General features: G+C 32.1%; 18 protein-coding genes. 10 read left to right on the top strand and 8 right to left on the bottom strand.

The features are described from left to right. Positions 1-46 precede the first annotated feature (46 nt). Both H6578_05550 and H6578_05555 read left to right on the top strand, forming a co-directional pair. Positions 47-883, top strand: a complete 837-nt coding sequence (locus tag H6578_05550) for a sugar nucleotide-binding protein (GenBank protein ID MCB9226616.1) — start codon at positions 47-49, stop codon at positions 881-883. Continuing rightward, complete coding sequence (locus tag H6578_05555; GenBank protein ID MCB9226617.1) at positions 880-1,953, top strand: T9SS type A sorting domain-containing protein; 1,074 nt, start codon at positions 880-882, stop codon at positions 1,951-1,953. The genes H6578_05550 and H6578_05555 overlap by 4 nt, the downstream gene beginning before the upstream one ends. A gap of 54 nt (positions 1,954-2,007) precedes the next feature. Here the strand turns inward: H6578_05555 and H6578_05560 are convergent, their stop codons facing one another. Both H6578_05560 and azu read right to left on the bottom strand, forming a co-directional pair. Then, positions 2,008-2,415: a CBS domain-containing protein gene (locus H6578_05560; GenBank protein MCB9226618.1), complete on the bottom strand. Its 408-nt coding sequence runs from the start codon at positions 2,413-2,415 to the stop codon at positions 2,008-2,010. Between the two features lie 157 nt (positions 2,416-2,572). After that, on the bottom strand, positions 2,573-3,106 hold the full coding sequence (gene azu / locus H6578_05565; protein ID MCB9226619.1) for an azurin: 534 nt from the start codon (positions 3,104-3,106) through the stop codon (positions 2,573-2,575). Positions 3,107-3,202: 96 nt separating this feature from the next. Between azu and recO the strand changes: the two genes are divergently transcribed. Next, positions 3,203-3,907 (top strand): DNA repair protein RecO, encoded by a 705-nt coding sequence (gene recO, locus H6578_05570; GenBank protein ID MCB9226620.1) that lies wholly within the window; start codon positions 3,203-3,205, stop codon positions 3,905-3,907. Between the two features lie 49 nt (positions 3,908-3,956). On the opposite strand, the gene H6578_05575 is transcribed toward recO, so the two are convergent. Then, the gene (locus tag H6578_05575) at positions 3,957-4,625 is read right to left on the bottom strand and encodes a DNA alkylation repair protein (protein MCB9226621.1); all 669 of its coding nucleotides are present in this window, start codon (positions 4,623-4,625) and stop codon (positions 3,957-3,959) included. A gap of 712 nt (positions 4,626-5,337) precedes the next feature. Here H6578_05575 and H6578_05580 point away from each other — a divergent pair. From H6578_05580 to H6578_05600, 5 genes are all read left to right on the top strand, one after another. Next, positions 5,338-6,312 carry a Gfo/Idh/MocA family oxidoreductase gene (locus tag H6578_05580; protein MCB9226622.1) on the top strand — a complete coding sequence of 325 codons (975 nt, stop codon included), beginning with the start codon at positions 5,338-5,340 and terminating at the stop codon, positions 6,310-6,312. Positions 6,313-6,344: 32 nt separating this feature from the next. Then, complete coding sequence (locus H6578_05585; protein MCB9226623.1) at positions 6,345-7,169, top strand: hypothetical protein; 825 nt, start codon at positions 6,345-6,347, stop codon at positions 7,167-7,169. Next, positions 7,169-8,581 carry a sugar transferase gene (locus H6578_05590; GenBank protein ID MCB9226624.1) on the top strand — a complete coding sequence of 471 codons (1,413 nt, stop codon included), beginning with the start codon at positions 7,169-7,171 and terminating at the stop codon, positions 8,579-8,581. The genes H6578_05585 and H6578_05590 overlap by 1 nt, the downstream gene beginning before the upstream one ends. A 206-nt stretch (positions 8,582-8,787) precedes the next feature. After that, a complete protein-coding gene (locus H6578_05595) occupies positions 8,788-9,207 on the top strand; it encodes a nucleoside-diphosphate kinase (protein MCB9226625.1) in 420 nt (139 codons plus the stop codon). 20 nt (positions 9,208-9,227) lie between these two features. Beyond that, complete coding sequence (locus H6578_05600; GenBank protein MCB9226626.1) at positions 9,228-9,557, top strand: hypothetical protein; 330 nt, start codon at positions 9,228-9,230, stop codon at positions 9,555-9,557. A gap of 76 nt (positions 9,558-9,633) precedes the next feature. On the opposite strand, the gene H6578_05605 is transcribed toward H6578_05600, so the two are convergent. The 3 genes from H6578_05605 to H6578_05615 all read right to left on the bottom strand — a co-directional run bounded on the left by H6578_05605 (position 9,634) and on the right by H6578_05615 (position 13,586). Further along, the gene (locus H6578_05605; GenBank protein MCB9226627.1) at positions 9,634-11,754 is read right to left on the bottom strand and encodes a hypothetical protein; all 2,121 of its coding nucleotides are present in this window, start codon (positions 11,752-11,754) and stop codon (positions 9,634-9,636) included. Positions 11,755-11,862: 108 nt separating this feature from the next. Next, a complete protein-coding gene (locus H6578_05610; GenBank protein ID MCB9226628.1) occupies positions 11,863-12,981 on the bottom strand; it encodes a hypothetical protein in 1,119 nt (372 codons plus the stop codon). Between the two features lie 17 nt (positions 12,982-12,998). Continuing rightward, entirely contained in the window at positions 12,999-13,586 is a 588-nt protein-coding gene (locus tag H6578_05615; GenBank protein MCB9226629.1) for a nitroreductase, read from the bottom strand. Between the two features lie 77 nt (positions 13,587-13,663). Here H6578_05615 and H6578_05620 point away from each other — a divergent pair, with 77 nt between their 5' ends. Next, complete coding sequence (locus tag H6578_05620) at positions 13,664-14,683, top strand: zinc-binding dehydrogenase (protein MCB9226630.1); 1,020 nt, start codon at positions 13,664-13,666, stop codon at positions 14,681-14,683. A gap of 35 nt (positions 14,684-14,718) precedes the next feature. Then, entirely contained in the window at positions 14,719-17,229 is a 2,511-nt protein-coding gene (locus H6578_05625) for a T9SS type A sorting domain-containing protein (GenBank protein ID MCB9226631.1), read from the top strand. 9 nt (positions 17,230-17,238) lie between these two features. Here the strand turns inward: H6578_05625 and H6578_05630 are convergent, their stop codons facing one another. Then, positions 17,239-18,180, bottom strand: coding sequence for a UDP-3-O-(3-hydroxymyristoyl)glucosamine N-acyltransferase (locus H6578_05630; protein MCB9226632.1), 942 nt, complete (start codon positions 18,178-18,180; stop codon positions 17,239-17,241). Between the two features lie 16 nt (positions 18,181-18,196). After that, complete coding sequence (locus tag H6578_05635) at positions 18,197-19,375, bottom strand: amidohydrolase (GenBank protein MCB9226633.1); 1,179 nt, start codon at positions 19,373-19,375, stop codon at positions 18,197-18,199. Between the last annotated feature and the right edge of the window lies 1 nt (position 19,376).

The following is a 19,376-nucleotide window of genomic DNA, read 5'->3' on the forward strand; positions in this document are numbered from 1 at the left end:
TTTAGCAAAGCTACTTAATTAAAAAGTAAACAGCTCAACTATTCTTATGAAAAAAATATTACTAACCGGACACACAGGATTTATAGGTAAAAATGTAAAAAAGCATTTAGGAAAAAAGCACGAAATAATAGGTTTAAGCAGAAATGCTACTAACAACCCAAAAGATATAATACTAAACTTAGCAACAGATTTTAATACCGAAAAAGCAATAAACAATAAAATAGATGCTATTATTCATTTGGCCGCACAAAGCAATGTAAATGAATGTGAAACAAACAAAACTGAAACACACCGTATAAATGTTGATGCTTCGGTAAAATTAGCAACTTATGCTTTTGCTAATAATATTCCTTTTGTTTTTGCATCAAGCGATCAAGTTTATTGTGGCACTAAGGCAATTTATACTGAAAATGAAATGGCTCAACCACTTAATGTTTATGGCAAACAAAAACTACAAGCCGAAAAAGAAATTTTATCTATTTACCCTAAAGCTGTCATCTTACGTTTTGCATTAGTAATAGGCGAAAATGGAGGATATGAAAAAGCTTTAGTAAATAATTTAAACGAAAAGAAAACACAAACACTATTTACAGACGAAATACGCAGTGTAATAGCGGTAGAAGATTTATGCCTTGCCGTAGAAAAAGCTTTGCAATGGAATGGCGGTATTTATAATTTAGGCGGAAACATAGCTTTAAGTAGATTTGAATTAGGTGTAGCTATTGCTCAAAAACATCATTTAGATGTTTCTCTGCTGAAAAAAGGATGGCAAAGCGATGTAAAAATGCTGGCTAAACGCCCAAAAAATGTAATTTTAAACTCTGATAAAGCTATAGAAAATGGTTTTGTAAATGCAACTTTTAAAACAAAATATCTTTTATGAAATTTCAAATATTACTGACGTTTAGTTTTTTAGCCTATTTAGTAAAAGCTCAAGAGATAAGCATAAAAACATATTTAGACAATGAAGTAAACGAAACTTCTGGATTACTTAACTTAAATGGGAAAATATACACCTTAAATGATTCCGGAGGGGAAGCAATAGTTTATGAATTAGATACCATAAATGGCTCTGTTTTAAGCAGAAAATATATAACCAATGCCACTAATATAGATTGGGAGGCATTAACAGCAGATAATAATTTTGTCTATATCGCAGATTTTGGAAACAATAATGGCTCACGTACAAATTTGAGAATATACAAAGTGTCTATTTCTAATTTTGTTCAAACAGACTCGTTAGTTGCCGACACCATACAGTTTTCTTATGAAAATCAAACCGATTTCACACCCTCTAATTCACACAATTTTGATGCGGAAGCTATAGTAGCTTTAGATGATTCACTTTATATTTTTACTAAAAACTGGGGCAATTTTAAAACTTATATTTATTCTTTATCTAAAAATGAAGGCATCAGTACCGCTTATTTAAAAGACAGTGTTTCCACTGAAGGGTTAACAACTGATGCCGTATATAATGAAGCTAAGCAACAAATGGTTTTGTTAGGATATTCCTTCCTTTGCATCTTAAATGAAGTAAACAGCACATTTGATTCTTTTAGCTCTTTTGAGATTGAAAATATTATACTTCCGCCCAACTCGTCTTTTCAAACTGAGGGAATTTGTAATAGTCAAAATGCTTATTTTATTTCGGCAGAGAGCTTTAATGGGAACACACAGGTGTTATACCAATATAAAAATACACCCACGGCTATTAACACTGTAGAAAATAAAAACATTAGCATATATCCTAATCCTGCAAATGGCTATATTAATATTGAACATACAGGAAAGGATTTATTATATAGTGAAGTATATAATATTGGTGGAGAAAAAATATTGACTACGGCAAAAACTCATTTAAGTTTAACCGGGCTTAGTAAAGGCACTTATTTAATAAAGATTTATACAAATAACGCTTTAATAAAAACGGAAAAATTTATTATAAAGTAAGCCTCAGCAAAATGCTGAGGCTTACTCATATTAGTATAGTTATGGGATAAACTACTAATATTGGTCAACTAAAAATTTAAGTAAATCAGTAGTGGTAACAATACCTACTAATTTTTTGCCGTCTAAAACAGGTAATGCATGAAAATGACTGTGGGCTAATATATTAGCTACATCTACAATTAAATCTTCCTGCTGTACGGTTTTTATATTTTTTGTCATAACTTGCTCTATAGTTAGTGCATCAAATATTGATAAATTTGATTTATCATCGGCTGACATATAGCTTATCTTATCAAAATCAGAATCGGTAAGCAATCCTATTATTTCATCTCCTTTTACTACGGGTACATGATTAATATTTTTTTCTTTAATTAAATTATAAACTTCTCTTAAAGAGTTTGTTACATTAACAGAAGTTACATTACTTGTCATAATTTTTGAAACGGGAGTTCTTTTTTTCATTTTTTATAGTTTTTGTTTATTTAATAGTATAAAGTTACTACCATTATTAGCTAATTCAGATGATTTTTAACTTAGTTTAGTATGATAATTGTCATAATACAAAAGAGGCTTCAACAATGTTGAAGCCTCTTTTGTTATTTATCTTTAGAAATAAGGTTTATTCTACAATAAATTTACCTTTCATAACACTATAATGACCAGGGAAACTACACATAAAATCGTAAGTTCCGGCTTCTGGAGCTTCAAAAGTAACTGTAGCACTTTCGCCACCACCTATAGTTTTGGTATGTGCTATTACATCTCCTACTCTATCTGCGGGTATATAATCATTATCTTTAGCTGTCATAGCCGCAGTAGCAAAATCTGCCATATCAACACCTTGTTTTAGTATTACCACATTGTGTCCCATAACATTAATAGCCATAGTACCAGTGTGGTGTAGTGTTAGTTCTACTGTAGAACCTGCCGGCACTCTCAACTCGTCCCTATCATATTTCATTTGGTCGTTTGAGTTAATTTCTATTTTAACAGTTTCAGCAGTAGCTTCTTCGGCCGCTGGTGTTTCTTCCACTACTACTTCTTCTGTAGTAGCTGTTTCTTCTGTAGCTGGAGCTTCGTTTCCTGAATTACAAGCTGTAAAAAAGAAACCAAAAGAAGCCGTAGCCAACAATAATAAATTTAATTTTTTCATGTCTTTTTGTTTTTAAGGTGCAAAGGTACTTGTTTATTTTTCAATTATACAAAGTTTTTTGTGATATAAATCGCACTTTACTCATACATTTGTACAATGCTTGTGCATGAAGAAGGAATAATACTCAATGCTTTAAAATTTAAAGAAAGTAGCTTAATTGTTAAAGTTTTTACGCCAAAATATGGGGTACTTACTTTCTTAGAAAAAGGAGTGCGTAGTGCTAAGGCTAAGGGAAAAGCCGGATGGTTTCAACCCGGAATTATACTACAGTTTATCATGAACTACCAAGAGCATAAAAGTATGCATTATTTTAGGGAGTATAAATTGGGCTATATTTATGAAAGCAATTTGTACGATATAAAAAAATCTTCTGTATTGCAGTTTGCTATAGAACTTTTAAGTAAGTGCTTGCACGACCACCAAGATGATGAACAACTATATGAAATGGTTAAAAAGCAATTAATAGCATTAGATAAAAACCCGTTTAATTCAAATTTTCATATAGAATTTGTAGTAGAACTAATGAAATTTTTGGGAGTTTATCCCAGTTGTAATTACTCAAAAAATGAAGCGTATTTCAACATGAAAGATGGTAGCTTTGAAAGCTACGAAAATAAAAATTATACCCTAAATAAAGAGGATTCATTGCTTTTAAGTCAAGTTTTAAGCAATAAAACAGCCTTAAAAAATGGCAAAGAACGAGCAAAAGTATTGGAAATTTTACTTCAATACTTACAATTTCATATTGAGAACTTTAAAGGTGTAAAAAGTTTAGATGTTTTAAAGGTAATATTGGGATAATTTGTTTTAAACAATTTTTTGAAAAACTATAAAAACAGGGTAGTACTGTTTATTTTCTGTGCTTGCAAGCCTCTTTTTTGCTAAGCGGTGCTAAATTAGTGGTATCTACAAAACGGTAAGTGGCATCGGTATCTGTTTTAGCATATTCTCTTAAAGCCCAGCCTATGGCTTTTTGAACAAAAAACTCTTTGCTGTCTTTAAAATGTGTACATATTTTAAAAAGTAAATCGGCATCTGTTTTGTCTTTATATTTTAACTGAAATAAGATACAACTTCTGTACAACCAAATATTGCTACTCGCTTTATACTCTTTCAGAAATTTCGGAATCATTTCAGGATAATTTAGTAGATAATTGCCCAATAAATTAGGAGCAATACTATCTACACTATCCCACCAAGAACGCGTTACTATTAAAGTAGAAATGTAATCTAAATCAATAATATTACTGTACTTTTTCTGGCATTTAATAGCCAAATCTATACCGCAGTAGTTCATTTCTCTTTTGGGGTGTTGCATCATTTTTAAAACAACAAATTTATATTCTTCAGCAGAAGGTAACTCGTAGTTTTTCATTACTTGCTTAAAAACATTTTTACGTACTGGCGACCGTACACCATAAAACTTAAAATTGTTTTTCATGTATTTTTCCATCGGCAATTTATCTGCTTCAACGGCTGTCTTATTTAACTCTCGGTTAAAAACTCTTAGTAATTTCATTTAGCAAAATTTATGACTATCCGTTATTACACCAATAATTTATGCTTTAAGAAGCATCTTGGAGCGTTTAAGTAATTTGAATTACAGTTTGTGGTCTTTCACTTTTGTCTTGATACAAAAGTAACAAAAAATCAAGACTGTAATCAAAAACACTAAAATGCTATAAAACAGACGAGGACAAATTAATGTATGCTCAACTTCATTTTTCCTAAAGTATTTTCACTTTTAGGAGCATACTAATTTGTCTGTTTACTGTTTTATAATTTCATTCATTTTGGATGTCTGTTTTACATCATTTCTTAACGTATTTTTGATTAAGGTCAGGTAAAAAGTGCACCTTAAGTTTGCAAGCGGGACACCCATTAACCGAAAACTCCGTAAAAAATTAAACTGTTTGAAGAACGGAGTGATGAGTTTTTAATTTTTAGGAGTTGAGGTTATAATGGGTCGCTGAAAACTTAGTGCGATTCTTTTGTAACTTTTCTTCTAAAGAAAAGTTAATGTAAAATACTTCATAGGTATCTTTACGAATTGTCGCAAAATTATAATTTTCGCTTTTAAATAAAGATATAGACGGGCTTATTGTCTATATTAATATCCACTTCACAGCTGTTTTTGGAAAGCCTTATAGCTTATTGTTAAATTTTGTATGGCGTAGCACTTAAATTAGCACTTTGTAATATGCTATAAAAGCATCAATTTAAAAAACAATATGTTAAAAATAGGCGTTTTAGGAGCAGGGCATTTGGGCAAAATTCATATTAGGCTAATTAAAGAAATAGAAACTTTAGAATTAGTTGGTTTTTACGACCCAAACGATACTAATGCCTTTAAAACTGAAGAAAAATACGAAGTAAAACGCTTTACCGATATTGAAGAACTTATAGCCGCCTGCGATGCTATTGATATAGTTACCACCACCATTTCTCATTTTGAATGTGCTAAAATGGCAATAAGAAAAGGGAAACATATTTTTATAGAAAAACCTATGACTTCTACTTTAGAAGAAGCATACAGCTTAGTAGAACTTATAAAAGAAGCAGGTATAAAAGCTCAAGTAGGACATGTAGAGCGTTTTAATCCGGCATTTTTAGCCGTAAAAAATTACGATTTTAATCCCATGTTTATAGAAACGCATCGCCTGGCTCAGTTTAACCCGCGGGGTACAGATGTTTCTGTTATTCATGATTTAATGATTCATGACATAGATATTATTTTAAAACTGGTAAAAACCAATGTAAAGAAAATACATGCCAGTGGCGTACCTATTATTAGCGATTCGCCAGATATAGCCAATGCCCGTATTGAATTTGATAATGGCTGCGTAGCCAATGTTACCGCCAGCCGATTATCTATAAAAAATATGAGAAAAACTCGGGTTTTTCAAAGAGATGCTTATGTTACCATAGATTTTTTAGAAAAGAAAACAGAGATTTTTAAACTATACAACGAGCAACCCAGCGAGCATAATACATTTGAGCTTGAAATGGCAAATAACAAAAAAAAATACATCCATTTTGACACGCCTAAAATAGAGCCTACAAACGCTATAAAAATGGAGTTGGAATACTTTGCACAAAGTATTTATCAAAATAAAATTCCGGAAGTTACCGCCATGGACGGATTAAAAGCCATGGAAGTTGCTTACGGAGTTTTAGATAAAATTCAACGCTTGAATATTATTTAGTTAAATTTGTCGTTTGTTAAGCAAAAGACTGTATGAAACAAACTATTTTTTACCTTTTTTTATTACTTGTTATTTTAAATTCTTGCGAGAAATCGCCTAATGGAGGTGTGCCCAGTTATGTACAGATAGATAGTGTTATTTTAAACACAAATGCTGCTCAAGGAAGCAATCAAAACGGCATTAACACACTTTGGATAGAAAGCGAAGGAGAAGAAATAGGCACTTTTGAATTTCCTACCATAGTGCCCGCTTTAGTACAGGGAAATAGAGAAATAATAATAAATGCCGGTGTTTATGTAAATGGCGATTATTTTAACAGAGAAATTTATCCGGCATATAAACCATATACAGCCAATGTTAATTTTAAACTGAAAGACACGCTTAAAATTACACCTCAATTTGAGTATTATGAAGATGTAGGTTTTATAATAAACGAAAATTTTGAATCGGGAAATATTTTTTCTACTTCCGATAGAACTGCCACCGGAGATACCAACAATATAGACGGTAGATGCTTGCATATACATCTTGATAATACAAATAGCTCGGTGTCTTTATTATCCAGCTCGTCTTATCAACTTCCCCCTTCTGGCAGAACGTATATAGAACTACAAACAAAATATACTAACGATTTTGCTATAGGTGTAAAAGCTGTAAATAATGGAGTTGTTTCACCAGAAACGTACATACAAATTTTTACCAACACTTCAGATTGGACATATTTATACCAAGATATTACTACCTTGCTTGTTAATTTGAATGCAGACGCTTATGTTTTCTTTATTCAGTCAAGCAAATATACAGATGTTAGTAGCTCAGATGTTTATATTGATAACTTTAAAGTATTAACGTTTTAATGTTTCAAAAAAACAAAAAATATGTTTTTCTTTTCCAATTTTTTGATTGGTTTGTAGCTATTTTAGTTTGGATATTGTTTTTTTCATTTAGAAAAAAATATGTAGAAAATTTTCCTTTAGATATCTATCAAATTTTAGGCGATGATAATTTTATTTATGCCATTATAATTTTGCCTATAATGTGGGTAATATGGTATGCTTTTACAGGGCAGTATCATAAAGTTTATAGGCAGTCAAGATTAAGAGTGGTTTATAAAACATTTTGGCAATCGTTAATAGGCGTATTAGCTATTTTTTTCGTTTTATTATTAGACGACCAAGTGGGAAACTACACAAAATACTATGCTACATTTTCATTTTTATTGGTAGCACAGTTTTTTTTCACTACAGTTTGTCGGCTTATTTTATTGACATTTATAAAGCATAAAATGGCTAAAGGAGAAATTTTAACTAATGCCGTAATTGTAGGAAGTAAATATAAAGCCAAGCAATTTTTTGACGATTTTAATAGAAACCCGTTGGTTTATGGCTACGATATTAAAGGTGTGGTAGGAATAAATGGAGGCGTTATAAATGCAGAAGGACTTCCTTTTTTAGGAAATTTAGCCTCTTTAGAAGAAATTTGCATAAAATACAATATAGAAGATGTAATAATAGCTGTAGAAACAAAAGAACATTTATTTATTAATAAAATTATAATTTCTTTGTCGTCTTTAGCTGTGTTTATTAGAATTATACCCGATTTGTACGATATTTTATCGGGTTCGGTAAATATGCGAGAAGTAATAGGTGCTCCGTTAATTGATATTTTCCCCGATGCGATGCCTTTATGGCAGCAAAACATAAAGCGACTGTTAGATGTTGTAATTTCTTCTGTAGCATTAATTATTTTATTTCCATTTTTTATAATAATAGCATTAACAATTAAGGTAACAGATAAAGGTTCTATATTTTATTCTCAGCTAAGAGTGGGCAAGGGTGGTGAAATGTTTAGGATGTATAAATTTAGATCTATGAAAGAAGATGCCGAGCCTAATGGTCCTGCACTTTCTGCCGATAATGATGAAAGAATAACACCTTTGGGCAAATTTATGCGTAAGTGGCGTATAGACGAGTTGCCACAGTTTTGGAATGTACTAAAAGGCGATATGAGTTTAATAGGACCACGCCCCGAAAGAAAATATTACATAGACTTAATGAGTGAAAAAGCTCCAGAAGTGAAACACCTACAGCGTGTAAGACCAGGACTTACATCTTTAGGAATGGTTAAATTTGGCTATGCTCAAAATGTAGATGAAATGATACAGCGTTTGAAATACGATATTATTTATATAGAAAAACGCTCTTTAGGCTTAGATTTTAAAATATTTCTTTACACCTTAATTACATTAATTAGAGGAAGAGGAAAGTAAATTTTGAGGTAGAATAAAAATAGATGTGTAGAAAACCTTGAAACACAAAAGAAAGAGGCTATAGTTATAAGAGGAAAGATTATAAAACTTTTAAAAATAGCATAATTTAGTAGCAATATTAATTTTCATTAACAAACAAATAGTTCTTTTTTCTTTTAGTTATTAGCCTTACCTTTGCACTTCAATTTTAAAAAAAGAATAAAATAATGGCAACAAACAGAACTTTTACAATGATTAAACCTGATGCTACCGCAGCAGGGCACGCAGGTGCAATTTTAGACCAAATACTTAAAGGTGGATTTAAAGTTGTAGCATTAAAATATACTAAATTGACTATAGATCAAGCTAAAGCTTTTTATGCAGTACATGCTGAGCGTCCCTTTTATGGCGAGTTGGTAGAATTTATGACAGAAGGTCCTATTTATGCAGCTATATTAGAAAAAAATAATGCCGTAGCAGATTTTAGAACTTTAATAGGTGCTACTAATCCGGCAGAAGCAGCAGAAGGAACTATACGTAAAAGATTTGCAGAAAATATAGGAAGAAATGCGGTTCATGGTAGCGACAGCGATGAAAACGCAGCCATAGAAGGTAATTTCTTTTTTAGTAACTTAGAGAGATTTTAATAACTATAAATTTTACAATTATGAAAAATATTAAATTTTTATTGGTATTTATGGCAATAGCCGTAGCACTAACATCATGCAAAAAAATAGCTACAGTAGAAGTAGTTAACCAAAACAACTGCGATTATAACTTTTTTCAGGGTAGCAGTTCAAGTGGAGAGTATTTAGGTATAGTGAATGCCAACAGCACAAAATCTTTTGAAATAGAATTAGAAAAAGGCTTGTTTAGTGATTTAATAGAAAATGCCGGAGATTTTTATGCAGAACCTAACAGCTGTTTCGGATATTCAGATGAATATTTTTATGTAGAGCTAAAAAAGAAAAAAACTTCTACTATTTTAATAGATTAAAACTCTTTACTTTCCGATAAAAAATACCATTGTAAAATCCAAAATAGTTTAAACTATTTTGGGTTAGCAATTGGTATTAAGCAGGAATAGTAAATTTTATAGTAGTACCGTTGCTTTCTTGGTTTTTATCTACCCATATTTCCCCACCATGATTTTCAATTATCTTTTTGCAAATAGCTAACCCCATGCCGCTATTATTAGTATTGCCTAATTTTTTAAACATTTTGAATACTTCTTCATTTTTGCTTTCTTCTATTCCTATTCCGTTATCGCTAACTTCTATTAAATAGTTGTTTTTCTGCTTGCTACTATCTATTTTTATTTTAGGCTTTTCTACTGTGTTTTGAATTGAATTAGTAATTAAATTTTCAAAAACTGTAATCATTTGCTTTTTATTGCACTTAGCCACCGGCAGTTTAGATACAACAGCTATTTCGGCTTTGTTGTCTTCAAATATGTTTTTCAACCGCAATTTTACATTGTCTATTATTTGAGCTAAGTCTATTTCTTCATAAGAAAATTGTTCTTCATCAAGCTGAGAGTATTGAATAATACCGTCTAACATTTTATTCATATTGTTTATGCCTGTATTAATGAATTTTATATACTGCATACTCTCTTCATCAAATTTTTCGGCATGTTTTTTCTGTAAAAGTTCAGAAAAGCCACTTATGCTTCTCATTGGCTCTTTAAAATCATGCGAAAGAATATAGGCAAAACGCTCTAACTTATTATTTTTTTCAAGATACTCCTCAAGTTTATTGTTTTTTTCTACGAGTTTATTGTTACTCTCTTCTAAAGCTTTTTTGGTTTCAAAATATTCTGTTTCATTTTTTACAATTACTATTGCTTTTTCTTTATCTATAGGCGAGCAACTGTTGTTTAAGCGAAAAACTTTCCCATTTAGCTCTCTATCTATATAAAACTGAACGGTTTCTTGTTTACTAATAGCGTTTCTTAATTTTTCTAACACAATAGCGGCTTCTTTTTCAGGCAAAACATCTGTTACATGTTTTCCTACTATATCCATATTAGGTCTGTAATCTGTTGTGTTATTTCCTTTAAATACGTTCAAATAAAAGCCTTCTGTATTTACTACCAACACTATTTCCGGTATGGCATTTATTAACGCATTTTTGTATTCATAGGCTGTTTTATAAAATTTTCTTTGTCCTACCTCTGCGGTTATATCGTTGGTAAAAGTAATTATTTGCGTAGGATTGCCTTCGGCATCTCTCTTAAATACCTTTTTGCATACATTTAGCCAATACGATTTACTTTCTATGGCAGAAAAATAATTAACATCGGCATCTATTTTTTCTTCTCCATTAAGTTTAAGTGCTTTGATTTTTAACTCTTGTATGCTGGGGTTGCTACTTTCTTCTAAATCAAAAGTGTTCCACTCATCTTCATAGTAACCCAAATATTTCCTATGCTTAAAGTTTGAATAAGTTATTCTTTTTTCAATTAAATCATACACATAAATATAGCTTGAACTACTATCTAAAATTTGCTGGCTTGTAGTTTCATAAGCATGATTTGTAGTTTGTATTTCTACATTTCTTTTTTGGCTCTGAATTTTAGCAAAAGATACCGCAGGCGTGTTTTCTTTATCGCTATTTTTACTTTTAAGAATATTACTTTCTAACTCATATACAGACCCCGTATTATTTTTTAAGGTAAATGAAAACACTTCCTTTTTTAACTCTACATTTTTAGAAACTTTAAATTGTTCTTCATCTACAGTTATAGATTTATCTTCAATAGCATTAATGAAATCTATTAATCTTTCCTCTGTTTTTGCTTTTTCATCTATAATTTCCTGTACACTTGGTAAGGTATAAACGCTTTGGCAGTTTAAATAAAGGTATTTCTTGTTTCGGGGTAAAAGTTTTAAGTATTCAGTGTCATGATGATAAAAGCTAACTTCGTTAAAAAGGTGGTTAACGTTATTTTGTACTAAATAAAAGCCTCTTAGGTTTGTTTTGTTTACATTAAAATCTTGATGAATGATATACGTGCTTATACTGTTATCAGAAAGATAAGTTTTAACTTTTGACGAGATATTTATATCAAAAGTTTTAAAGAAATTTAGACCAACAAACTCATTATCATTGATTTTTAAATCATAATAATCCTCCACATCAATAATTACATTATTGTTGTCTAAATAAAAAGTACACACACACTTACACACACAAAATGGTTTACCTAATTATTAAAACTACTTAAAAAGTTATACGAACTTTTATGCTGTATAGTTACAACTTTTTTTTCAAAAATTTATAGAATATTTTGTTAAAATCTAATACAATTCAAATTTTAATAAACGTGTTTCTATTTTGCCGTTAAACAGCTTTATTTTTTGGCTTGTTTTTAAGCCTATGTGTTTTCTGGCTTCTACATTTCCGGAAATTATCCAAGCCGTCCAACCTTCAAAATTTTGTTTTAAATGATTGCCTATTTCTTTGTATAATTGTATGATGTCATCACTTTTTATTCTTTCGTCATAAGGCGGATTTAAAACCACAACTCCTTGATTTTCTTTAGGTTTATATTTAAAAAAATCTCCTTGCTCTAAATGATGAATAGGCATAAATCCGGCTCGCACCATATTTTCTTTTGCTATTTGAAATGTTTTATGGTCTATTTCTATTCCTTTCACATTTGGATATTCATTCAATATTGCTTTATTGGCATCGGCATATACTTTTTTCCATAATTTTTCATCAAAATTGGGCCAATTCATAAAACCAAAATCTGCTCTATCAATTCCCACAGGCTTGTTAGTTGCTTTAAATAAAGCTTCTATAACCAAAGTCCCAGAGCCTGTCATGCCATCAAAAAATGGCATTTTCCCGTCCCACTCCGATAAAGCAATAACGCCTGCTGCCAGCACTTCGTTTAAAGGAGCCTGCCCGCCTTCTAATTTATATCCTCTTTTAAATAAACTGTCGCCCGAAGCATCTATTGCTAATTGAATATCATTCTCTCTTATGTTTAATGAGAAAATAAAATTTGGCTTTCTCACATCTACATTTGGGCGTTTGTTGTCTTGCTTTCTAAAAAAATCGCAGATAGCATCTTTTACTCTTAATGCTGCATATTTTGAGTGCTTAAAAACCGAAGAATGTACAATGGAATCAATTTTAAAAGTGTCATCTACACTCATAAATTTTGACCAATCAAACTCGTAGCATTTTCTGTACAAATCATCTTCATTTTGGGCAGAAAAAGTATAAAATGGCTGTATTATTCTTAAACTTAATGCACTGTATAAATGTATTTTGTACAATGTTTCATCATCACATTCTAATGAAATAGCTCTGTTTAATACCTGAACATTTGAGGCGCCTAAATTGGCTAATTCTTTAGCACATACTTCTTCTAAACCAAATAATGTTTTGGCAATATATTGTTTCATAATTGTGGCAAAGATAACTATTTATCTATCCACTTTACTTTGTCTTGTATGGGTGTTATTCTACGCCCGGGTTTTATTTCTTCGTTAGGAACACCTAAGTATAAAAATCCTAAAACATCATCTTCTGCTTCAAATCCCAAATAGTTTTTCATTTCATCAGTAAAAGTCATTCCCCCACTATGAATATATGCGGCATATCCCATAGCACTAGCTGCTAATTGCATATTTTGTACTGCCATAGCTGTAGCTTCTATTTCTTCTATTTTAGGTATGTGAGCATTTGCACCTCTTTTATTTATAATGGCTATAATATGCGAAGTGCTTTTTGCTCTTTCTATTAATCCGTTGTATTTAACTTGTTTAAACTTATCGGCAGGAGCATTATTTTTATACATATCGGCATGAGCTTTACTTATAGTGTGTTTTCCCTCATCTGTAAAAACTACAAAACGCCAAGGTTCTGTATATCCATGGGTTGGAGCCCAGTTAGCACATTCTAATATTGTCCAAACATCAGCATCGGGTATTTTTTCATTACTGCATTGCTCTGGTTTAATGGTTCTTCTTTCTTTAATGTTTTGGATAACTGTTTGTGCTTTATTCATCTTATTATTTTTTTAAACTCAACACTTATTCGGCAAAAAAGGTTTACTATTACTATTTTTACACAAAATAATTTTTTATGAAAGCAGCAGTATTAACCAAATTTGGCAAAGCAGAAGAAGCTTTTGAAATACGTGAAGTAGAAATGCCTACTATTAAAAGCAATGAAGTTTTAATAAAAGTAGAAGGATTTGGCTTAAATTTTGCCGATATAATGGCACGGCAAGGCAATTATCAAGATTGTCCTCCTTTGCCGGCTATTTTAGGTTATGATGTGGTAGGCGAAGTAGTGGAAACAGGAAAAGATGTTAGTAATGTAAAAAAAGGCGACCGAGTAACCTCCATGACTCGTTTTGGTGGTTATGCAGAATATGCAGTTACAGATTATAGAGCTTGTGCCAAAATAGCTAATGATTATCCCTTAGGAAAAGCCACCGCCTTAACTACCCAGTACTGCACAGCAGATTATTGTTTTAACCAAATGATGAATTTATTTGAAGGCGATAAAGTGCTTATTCACGCTGCGGCAGGAGGTGTAGGTACGGCATTAGTGCAAATGGCGGCAAACAGAGGCTGTGAAATATTTGCAACAGCAGGCTCGGAAGAAAAAATGGAATATTTAAAAAATATGGGTGTACAGCATCCTATTAATTACAGAAAAAATGATTTTGATGTAGAAGTAGCAAAAATTTTAGGCGATGAAAAACTTGATGCTATTTTTGACCCTATTGGTGGCAGTAATGCCAAAAAAGGATATAAATTATTAGCTTCGGGTGGTAGAATATTATTATTTGGAGCTTCTTCTATGACGGGCACGTCTATTTTTGGGAAAATTGGTGTAGGATTAGGTTTTGGATTTTATCATCCTGTACAGTTTATGCTAAAAAGCCAAGCCATGATAGGCGTAAATATGCTTCGCATAGCAGATAATAGACCTTTTACCTTAAAAAGAAGTTTAGATAATGTAGTAAGAGATGTAGAAAAAGAAATTTTAAATCCTACCGTAGCAAAAATATTTTCTATAAATCAATTGGCAGAAGCACACAATTATTTAGAAAGTAGAAAAAGTATAGGAAAAGTAAGTGTTTCATGGAATTGATTTGTTTTTAATAACTTTACACAAAATTTTACAGTATGAAAAAAATATATACTTCAATTGTAATTTCATTATTTTCAATAATTCTCTTTGGTCAAAGCAACCAATATATTCACTTTGACGGGCAAAATGACTATATTTCTGTAGAAAATGGAGCACAATATATAAATGGGCTTAGTGCTTTTTCTATGACGGGCTGGTTTTATGCAGATAAGCTACAGTACGGAGCCGGCATGATGGGCATTAGAGGAGAAGGCAATGGAAGTGGACAAATTTATTTGCTTCAGTTGGGAAACGGAGGTTTAGAATGCCGAATTAATACAAGTGGTGGATTATTTCAAGTGGTAGGTGCAGATAGCACCGTAATAGCTGAGCAATGGCAACATTATGCTTTTGTATATGACGGCAGCACTTTTAAAGTATATATTGATGGCAATTTATTGGGTTCTACCAATGCCAGCGGAGTATTTCAATCTACTGACAAACCTTTTGGAATAGGTAAAAGTTTAATTTCGGGATTTAATTTTGTTTATCCCGGCAGAGCAGATGAAGTAACACTTTGGTCTAAAGCCTTAACTCTATCAGACATTACTTATATGATTAGCAATGAACCAGTAGGAAACGAAACAGGATTAGAGCTATATTTTAAATGCAACCAAGGTTATCCATTTGGCAATAATACTTCTATTACTCATCTTAAAAATGAAATAGGAAATGGAGCAAGAGATGGACTAATAAACAATATGGCTATGCAAGATAGCACTTCAAATTTTGGAGGCACATTAGAGCCTTATGTTCAAGCTATTAGTTTTCCTCAGTTAGCCAATAAAGAGGTAAATGATGCTCCTTTTGCTTTAAATGCTGTTACCACTTCCGGTCTTCCGGTTTCTTATTCTATAATTTCGGGGCCGGCTACTGTTTCGGGCAATACTTTAACTTTAACAGGTACTTCGGGTACTGTGGTTGTAGAAGCCAATCAAGCGGGTAACGGTTCTTTCTTTGCTGCCGAGCCTGTCCAATCTTCTTTTGAAGCGATTGATGCTTCAACGGTTTTTGCTTCAGTAGATATCAGAAATCCTTTAAGTGGTTATGTTTATGCCCGAACTTTGTCGCCTATTGAGTTAGCCGCTGTAATAGATATTTCTTACTCAGATATATTAAGTGTAGGAGATGTGAAATTTGAAGTTAATGGCGAAAACGTTGGAGTGAAATATTGGGATAACTTACATTACACAGGCTGGTGGACACCTCCGGCTTATGGCACGTACACTTTTGATGTAATAGCTAAAAATAACTATGGAGCCAGCTATACTGAATCTGTAACTTTTGAAGTAGTAAATCCTAATGCCGATATTAATATAGATGCTTTTAATAGTATTTTAATAAATGCAGGTGTTGGTCCACAAGAAGCAGAAGCTACACTCCCTTGCTATGTGGGTGCTTTTGATAGCATTATAGGATTATTAGATGTGGCTTGTACGCCCCAAGGTTGCGATGAATGGGATTTTCTGGCTAATGTAGAAGCACAAGGACATAATGGTGAGTGGTATCAAATAATAAGATACATAACTCCTTATGGCGTGCCCTGCAACCATCAAATAGATTTAACCGATTTTATGTCTTTACTACAAGGAAAAGTAAAATTTAGGGTAAATTATTCTACACAAGGTCTTGGTTTCCAGTATTCTTTAAATCTTGATTATAAAGAAGGAACTCCCGATTATGTGTATAGCAAAATAGATAAATTGTGGAACGACACCTACAATTTTGGCGATTATGCCGATTTGCAACCTTGTGAAACTTATAATTTTGATTATGATGCCAATACCTTAGCTTCAAAACTAAAATTAATTTCTACTGGGCATGGGTGGGATGTAAATTATAATACGGGAAATGCGGCAGAATTTCATGAAGATACACATCATATTTGGGTTAATGGAAATGAAACTTTTTCGCAACATAACTGGTATGACTGTAATCCAAATCCTGATAATTGTAGCCCTCAAAACGGAACTTGGTATTACGACCGTGCTGGCTGGTGCCCAGGGGCTATAGCACAATGGTTTGATTATAATATGACACCGTTTATAAACTCATCTCCTGTGCAGCTCAACTATATTTTTGATGAAAATTATATAGATTTATGCCATCCTAACCACCCTGATTGTGTTACCGGAGTAACCTGCAATAACTGCGACCAAGGTTTTAATCCGCATTTAATTGTGTCTTCTTATGTTATTTCTAAAAGCAATACGCCTTTTAATACAGATACAACTTATACTAATATTGCAGAAGTAATAGAAAATCCTATCAAATTTGATGTTTATCCCAATCCAAATTTTGGAAAATTTTATGTTGATGTTAATAATAGTGTTAAAAATTATACTATTGCAATATATGATGTAATGGGAAAAGCTATTTTAGAAACCCAAAAAATAAATGACACAAAGACTTTAATAGATATTAGCGGAACAGCTAAAGGTGTGTATATGGTACAAGTTAGAACTGAGCAGTATAGCCTTACTCACAAAATAATAGTAGAAAAATAGATTTTTCTATTATTTGTCTTTCAGTTGGAGTTTATTCCAAATTTCCGGAAGCATACGCATAGTAGCCATTTCTTTCCATTTTTTGCGTGCTTCTATGGCCGGAGAGCCATAGTAAATTTTGCCACCTTCTAAATTTTTATCTACATTAGAGGAAGCTAAAAGTACCGCTCCTTTTCCTATGGTAACATCTTTAGAAATACCCACTTTACCATAAAGAATAACATCATCTTCTATTATAGATTTCCCTGCTATGGCAACTTGAGCACACAATAAGCAATTTTTGCCTACCACCACTCCGTGTGCTATGTGCACTTGACTATCTATTTTAGTTCCTCTTCCAATTATGGTATTGCCCGAAACGCCACTATCTATAGTACATGAAGAACCTATTTCTACATTATCTTCTATTATTGTTCTGCCAATAGTGTGCATTTTTTCATATTCCTTGCCTTTTTTATGTAAGTAAAAAGCATCGCTACCTACGGTAGTATTAGAATGTATAATAACATTATTGCCTATTTCTGTATAATTATAAATAGTTACATTAGGATGAATAATACAATTCTTTCCTATTTTAACATGTTTGCCTACAAAAACATTAGGCTGTATTATGGTATCTTCTCCTATTTGTGCCGTAGAAGAAACACTTGACGAAGAACGCAAAAAAGGTCGGGCGTTTAACGCCAAAGTGTTGTATAGTTCAAAAGGATTTTCTATAACTAAAAGTGCTTTCCCTTTTGGGCAATCTACTTCTTTATTTATGATAATAACTTTAGCTATGCTGTTAATTACTTTATTGTAGTATTTGGGGTGGTCAACAAAAGTAATGCTATCATTTTCCAACTTATGAATTTCATTAATGCTACCTATTACGGCATTTTCATTTCCAATAAGTTTAATACGGTATTTTGTAGCTATTTCTTTAGCAGTAGTCGTTTTTGTTAGTTTCAATTTAATTATAACTTTTTTAACTATTAATTGCCAGCCAAGCCATTAAACCGATGCTGTGCTGCAAGGCATCATCATCTACATTAAAATGGCTGGTGTGTAAACCAAACGTTGTTTTTTTGTTTTCATTGCCTGTGCCTACTCTGTAAAAACAAGATGGCACTTTTTGACTGTAATACCCAAAATCTTCTGCTCCCATACGTTGTGGTATATCTATCACGTTTTCTTTGCCTAAATAATTGTTGGCTTCAAAAATTAGTTTATGGGTAAATTCTTCATTGTTTTCTACGCAAGGATAACCTACCACTATATTTACATCACAAGAAGCACCACTGGCTTTAGCTGTATTTTGGGCTATCTCTTTTATCCATTTATGAGCTTCAAAACGAAGTGTTTCGTTCATAGCACGTAGTGTACCTTCTATTTTTACTTCATCGGGCAGTACATTGGTAGCTCCTTTACCTTCTATTTTTCCAAAAGAGAGTACTATCGTGTCAAAAGGATTGGTTTTTCGGCTAACTACTTGCTGCAAATTAACTATTATTTGGCTTGCTGTTAGTACGCTGTCTATGGTTTCGTGTGGACGAGCAGCGTGTCCGCCTTTTCCTTTAATGGTCATATAAATTTCATCGGCAGAAGCCATAAATTTTCCGGCTTTAAAACCAAATGTCCCCGTTTTTAGCTCGGGAGAAACATGTTGACCTATTATGTAATCTACTTTAGGATTTTCTAAAACTCCTTCGGCTATCATGGCAGGTGCTCCACTTGGTATTTTTTCTTCAGAAGGCTGAAAAATTATTTTAAATGTTCCTTCAAATTCACTTTTTAGTTCATTTAAAATTAAAGCTGTTCCCAATAAACTGGAAGTATGAAAATCATGCCCACAAGCGTGCATAATGCCTTCATTTTTAGATTTGTAGGCAAAGGAGTTTTGCTCTATTATGGGCAAAGCATCTATATCTCCTCTTAAAGCTATACATTTTTTGTCAGCATTTGTCCCTTTTATTAATGCCACCACGCCCGTTTTAGCCATTGTGCTAAAAGAAATATGATGGTTTTTTAAAACTTGCTGAATAAATTTTGAGGTTTCAAATTCTTGAAAAGACAATTCTGGTGTTGCATGTAAATGCTGTCGCCATTTAACCACATCTTGGTGGTATTTTTTAGCTAAGTCTTTTATTTTTTTAGCTAAAGGCATT

It is taken from the genome of Chitinophagales bacterium, from assembly GCA_020635995.1.
GTDB lineage: Bacteria > Bacteroidota > Bacteroidia > Chitinophagales > UBA8649 > JAFMKE01.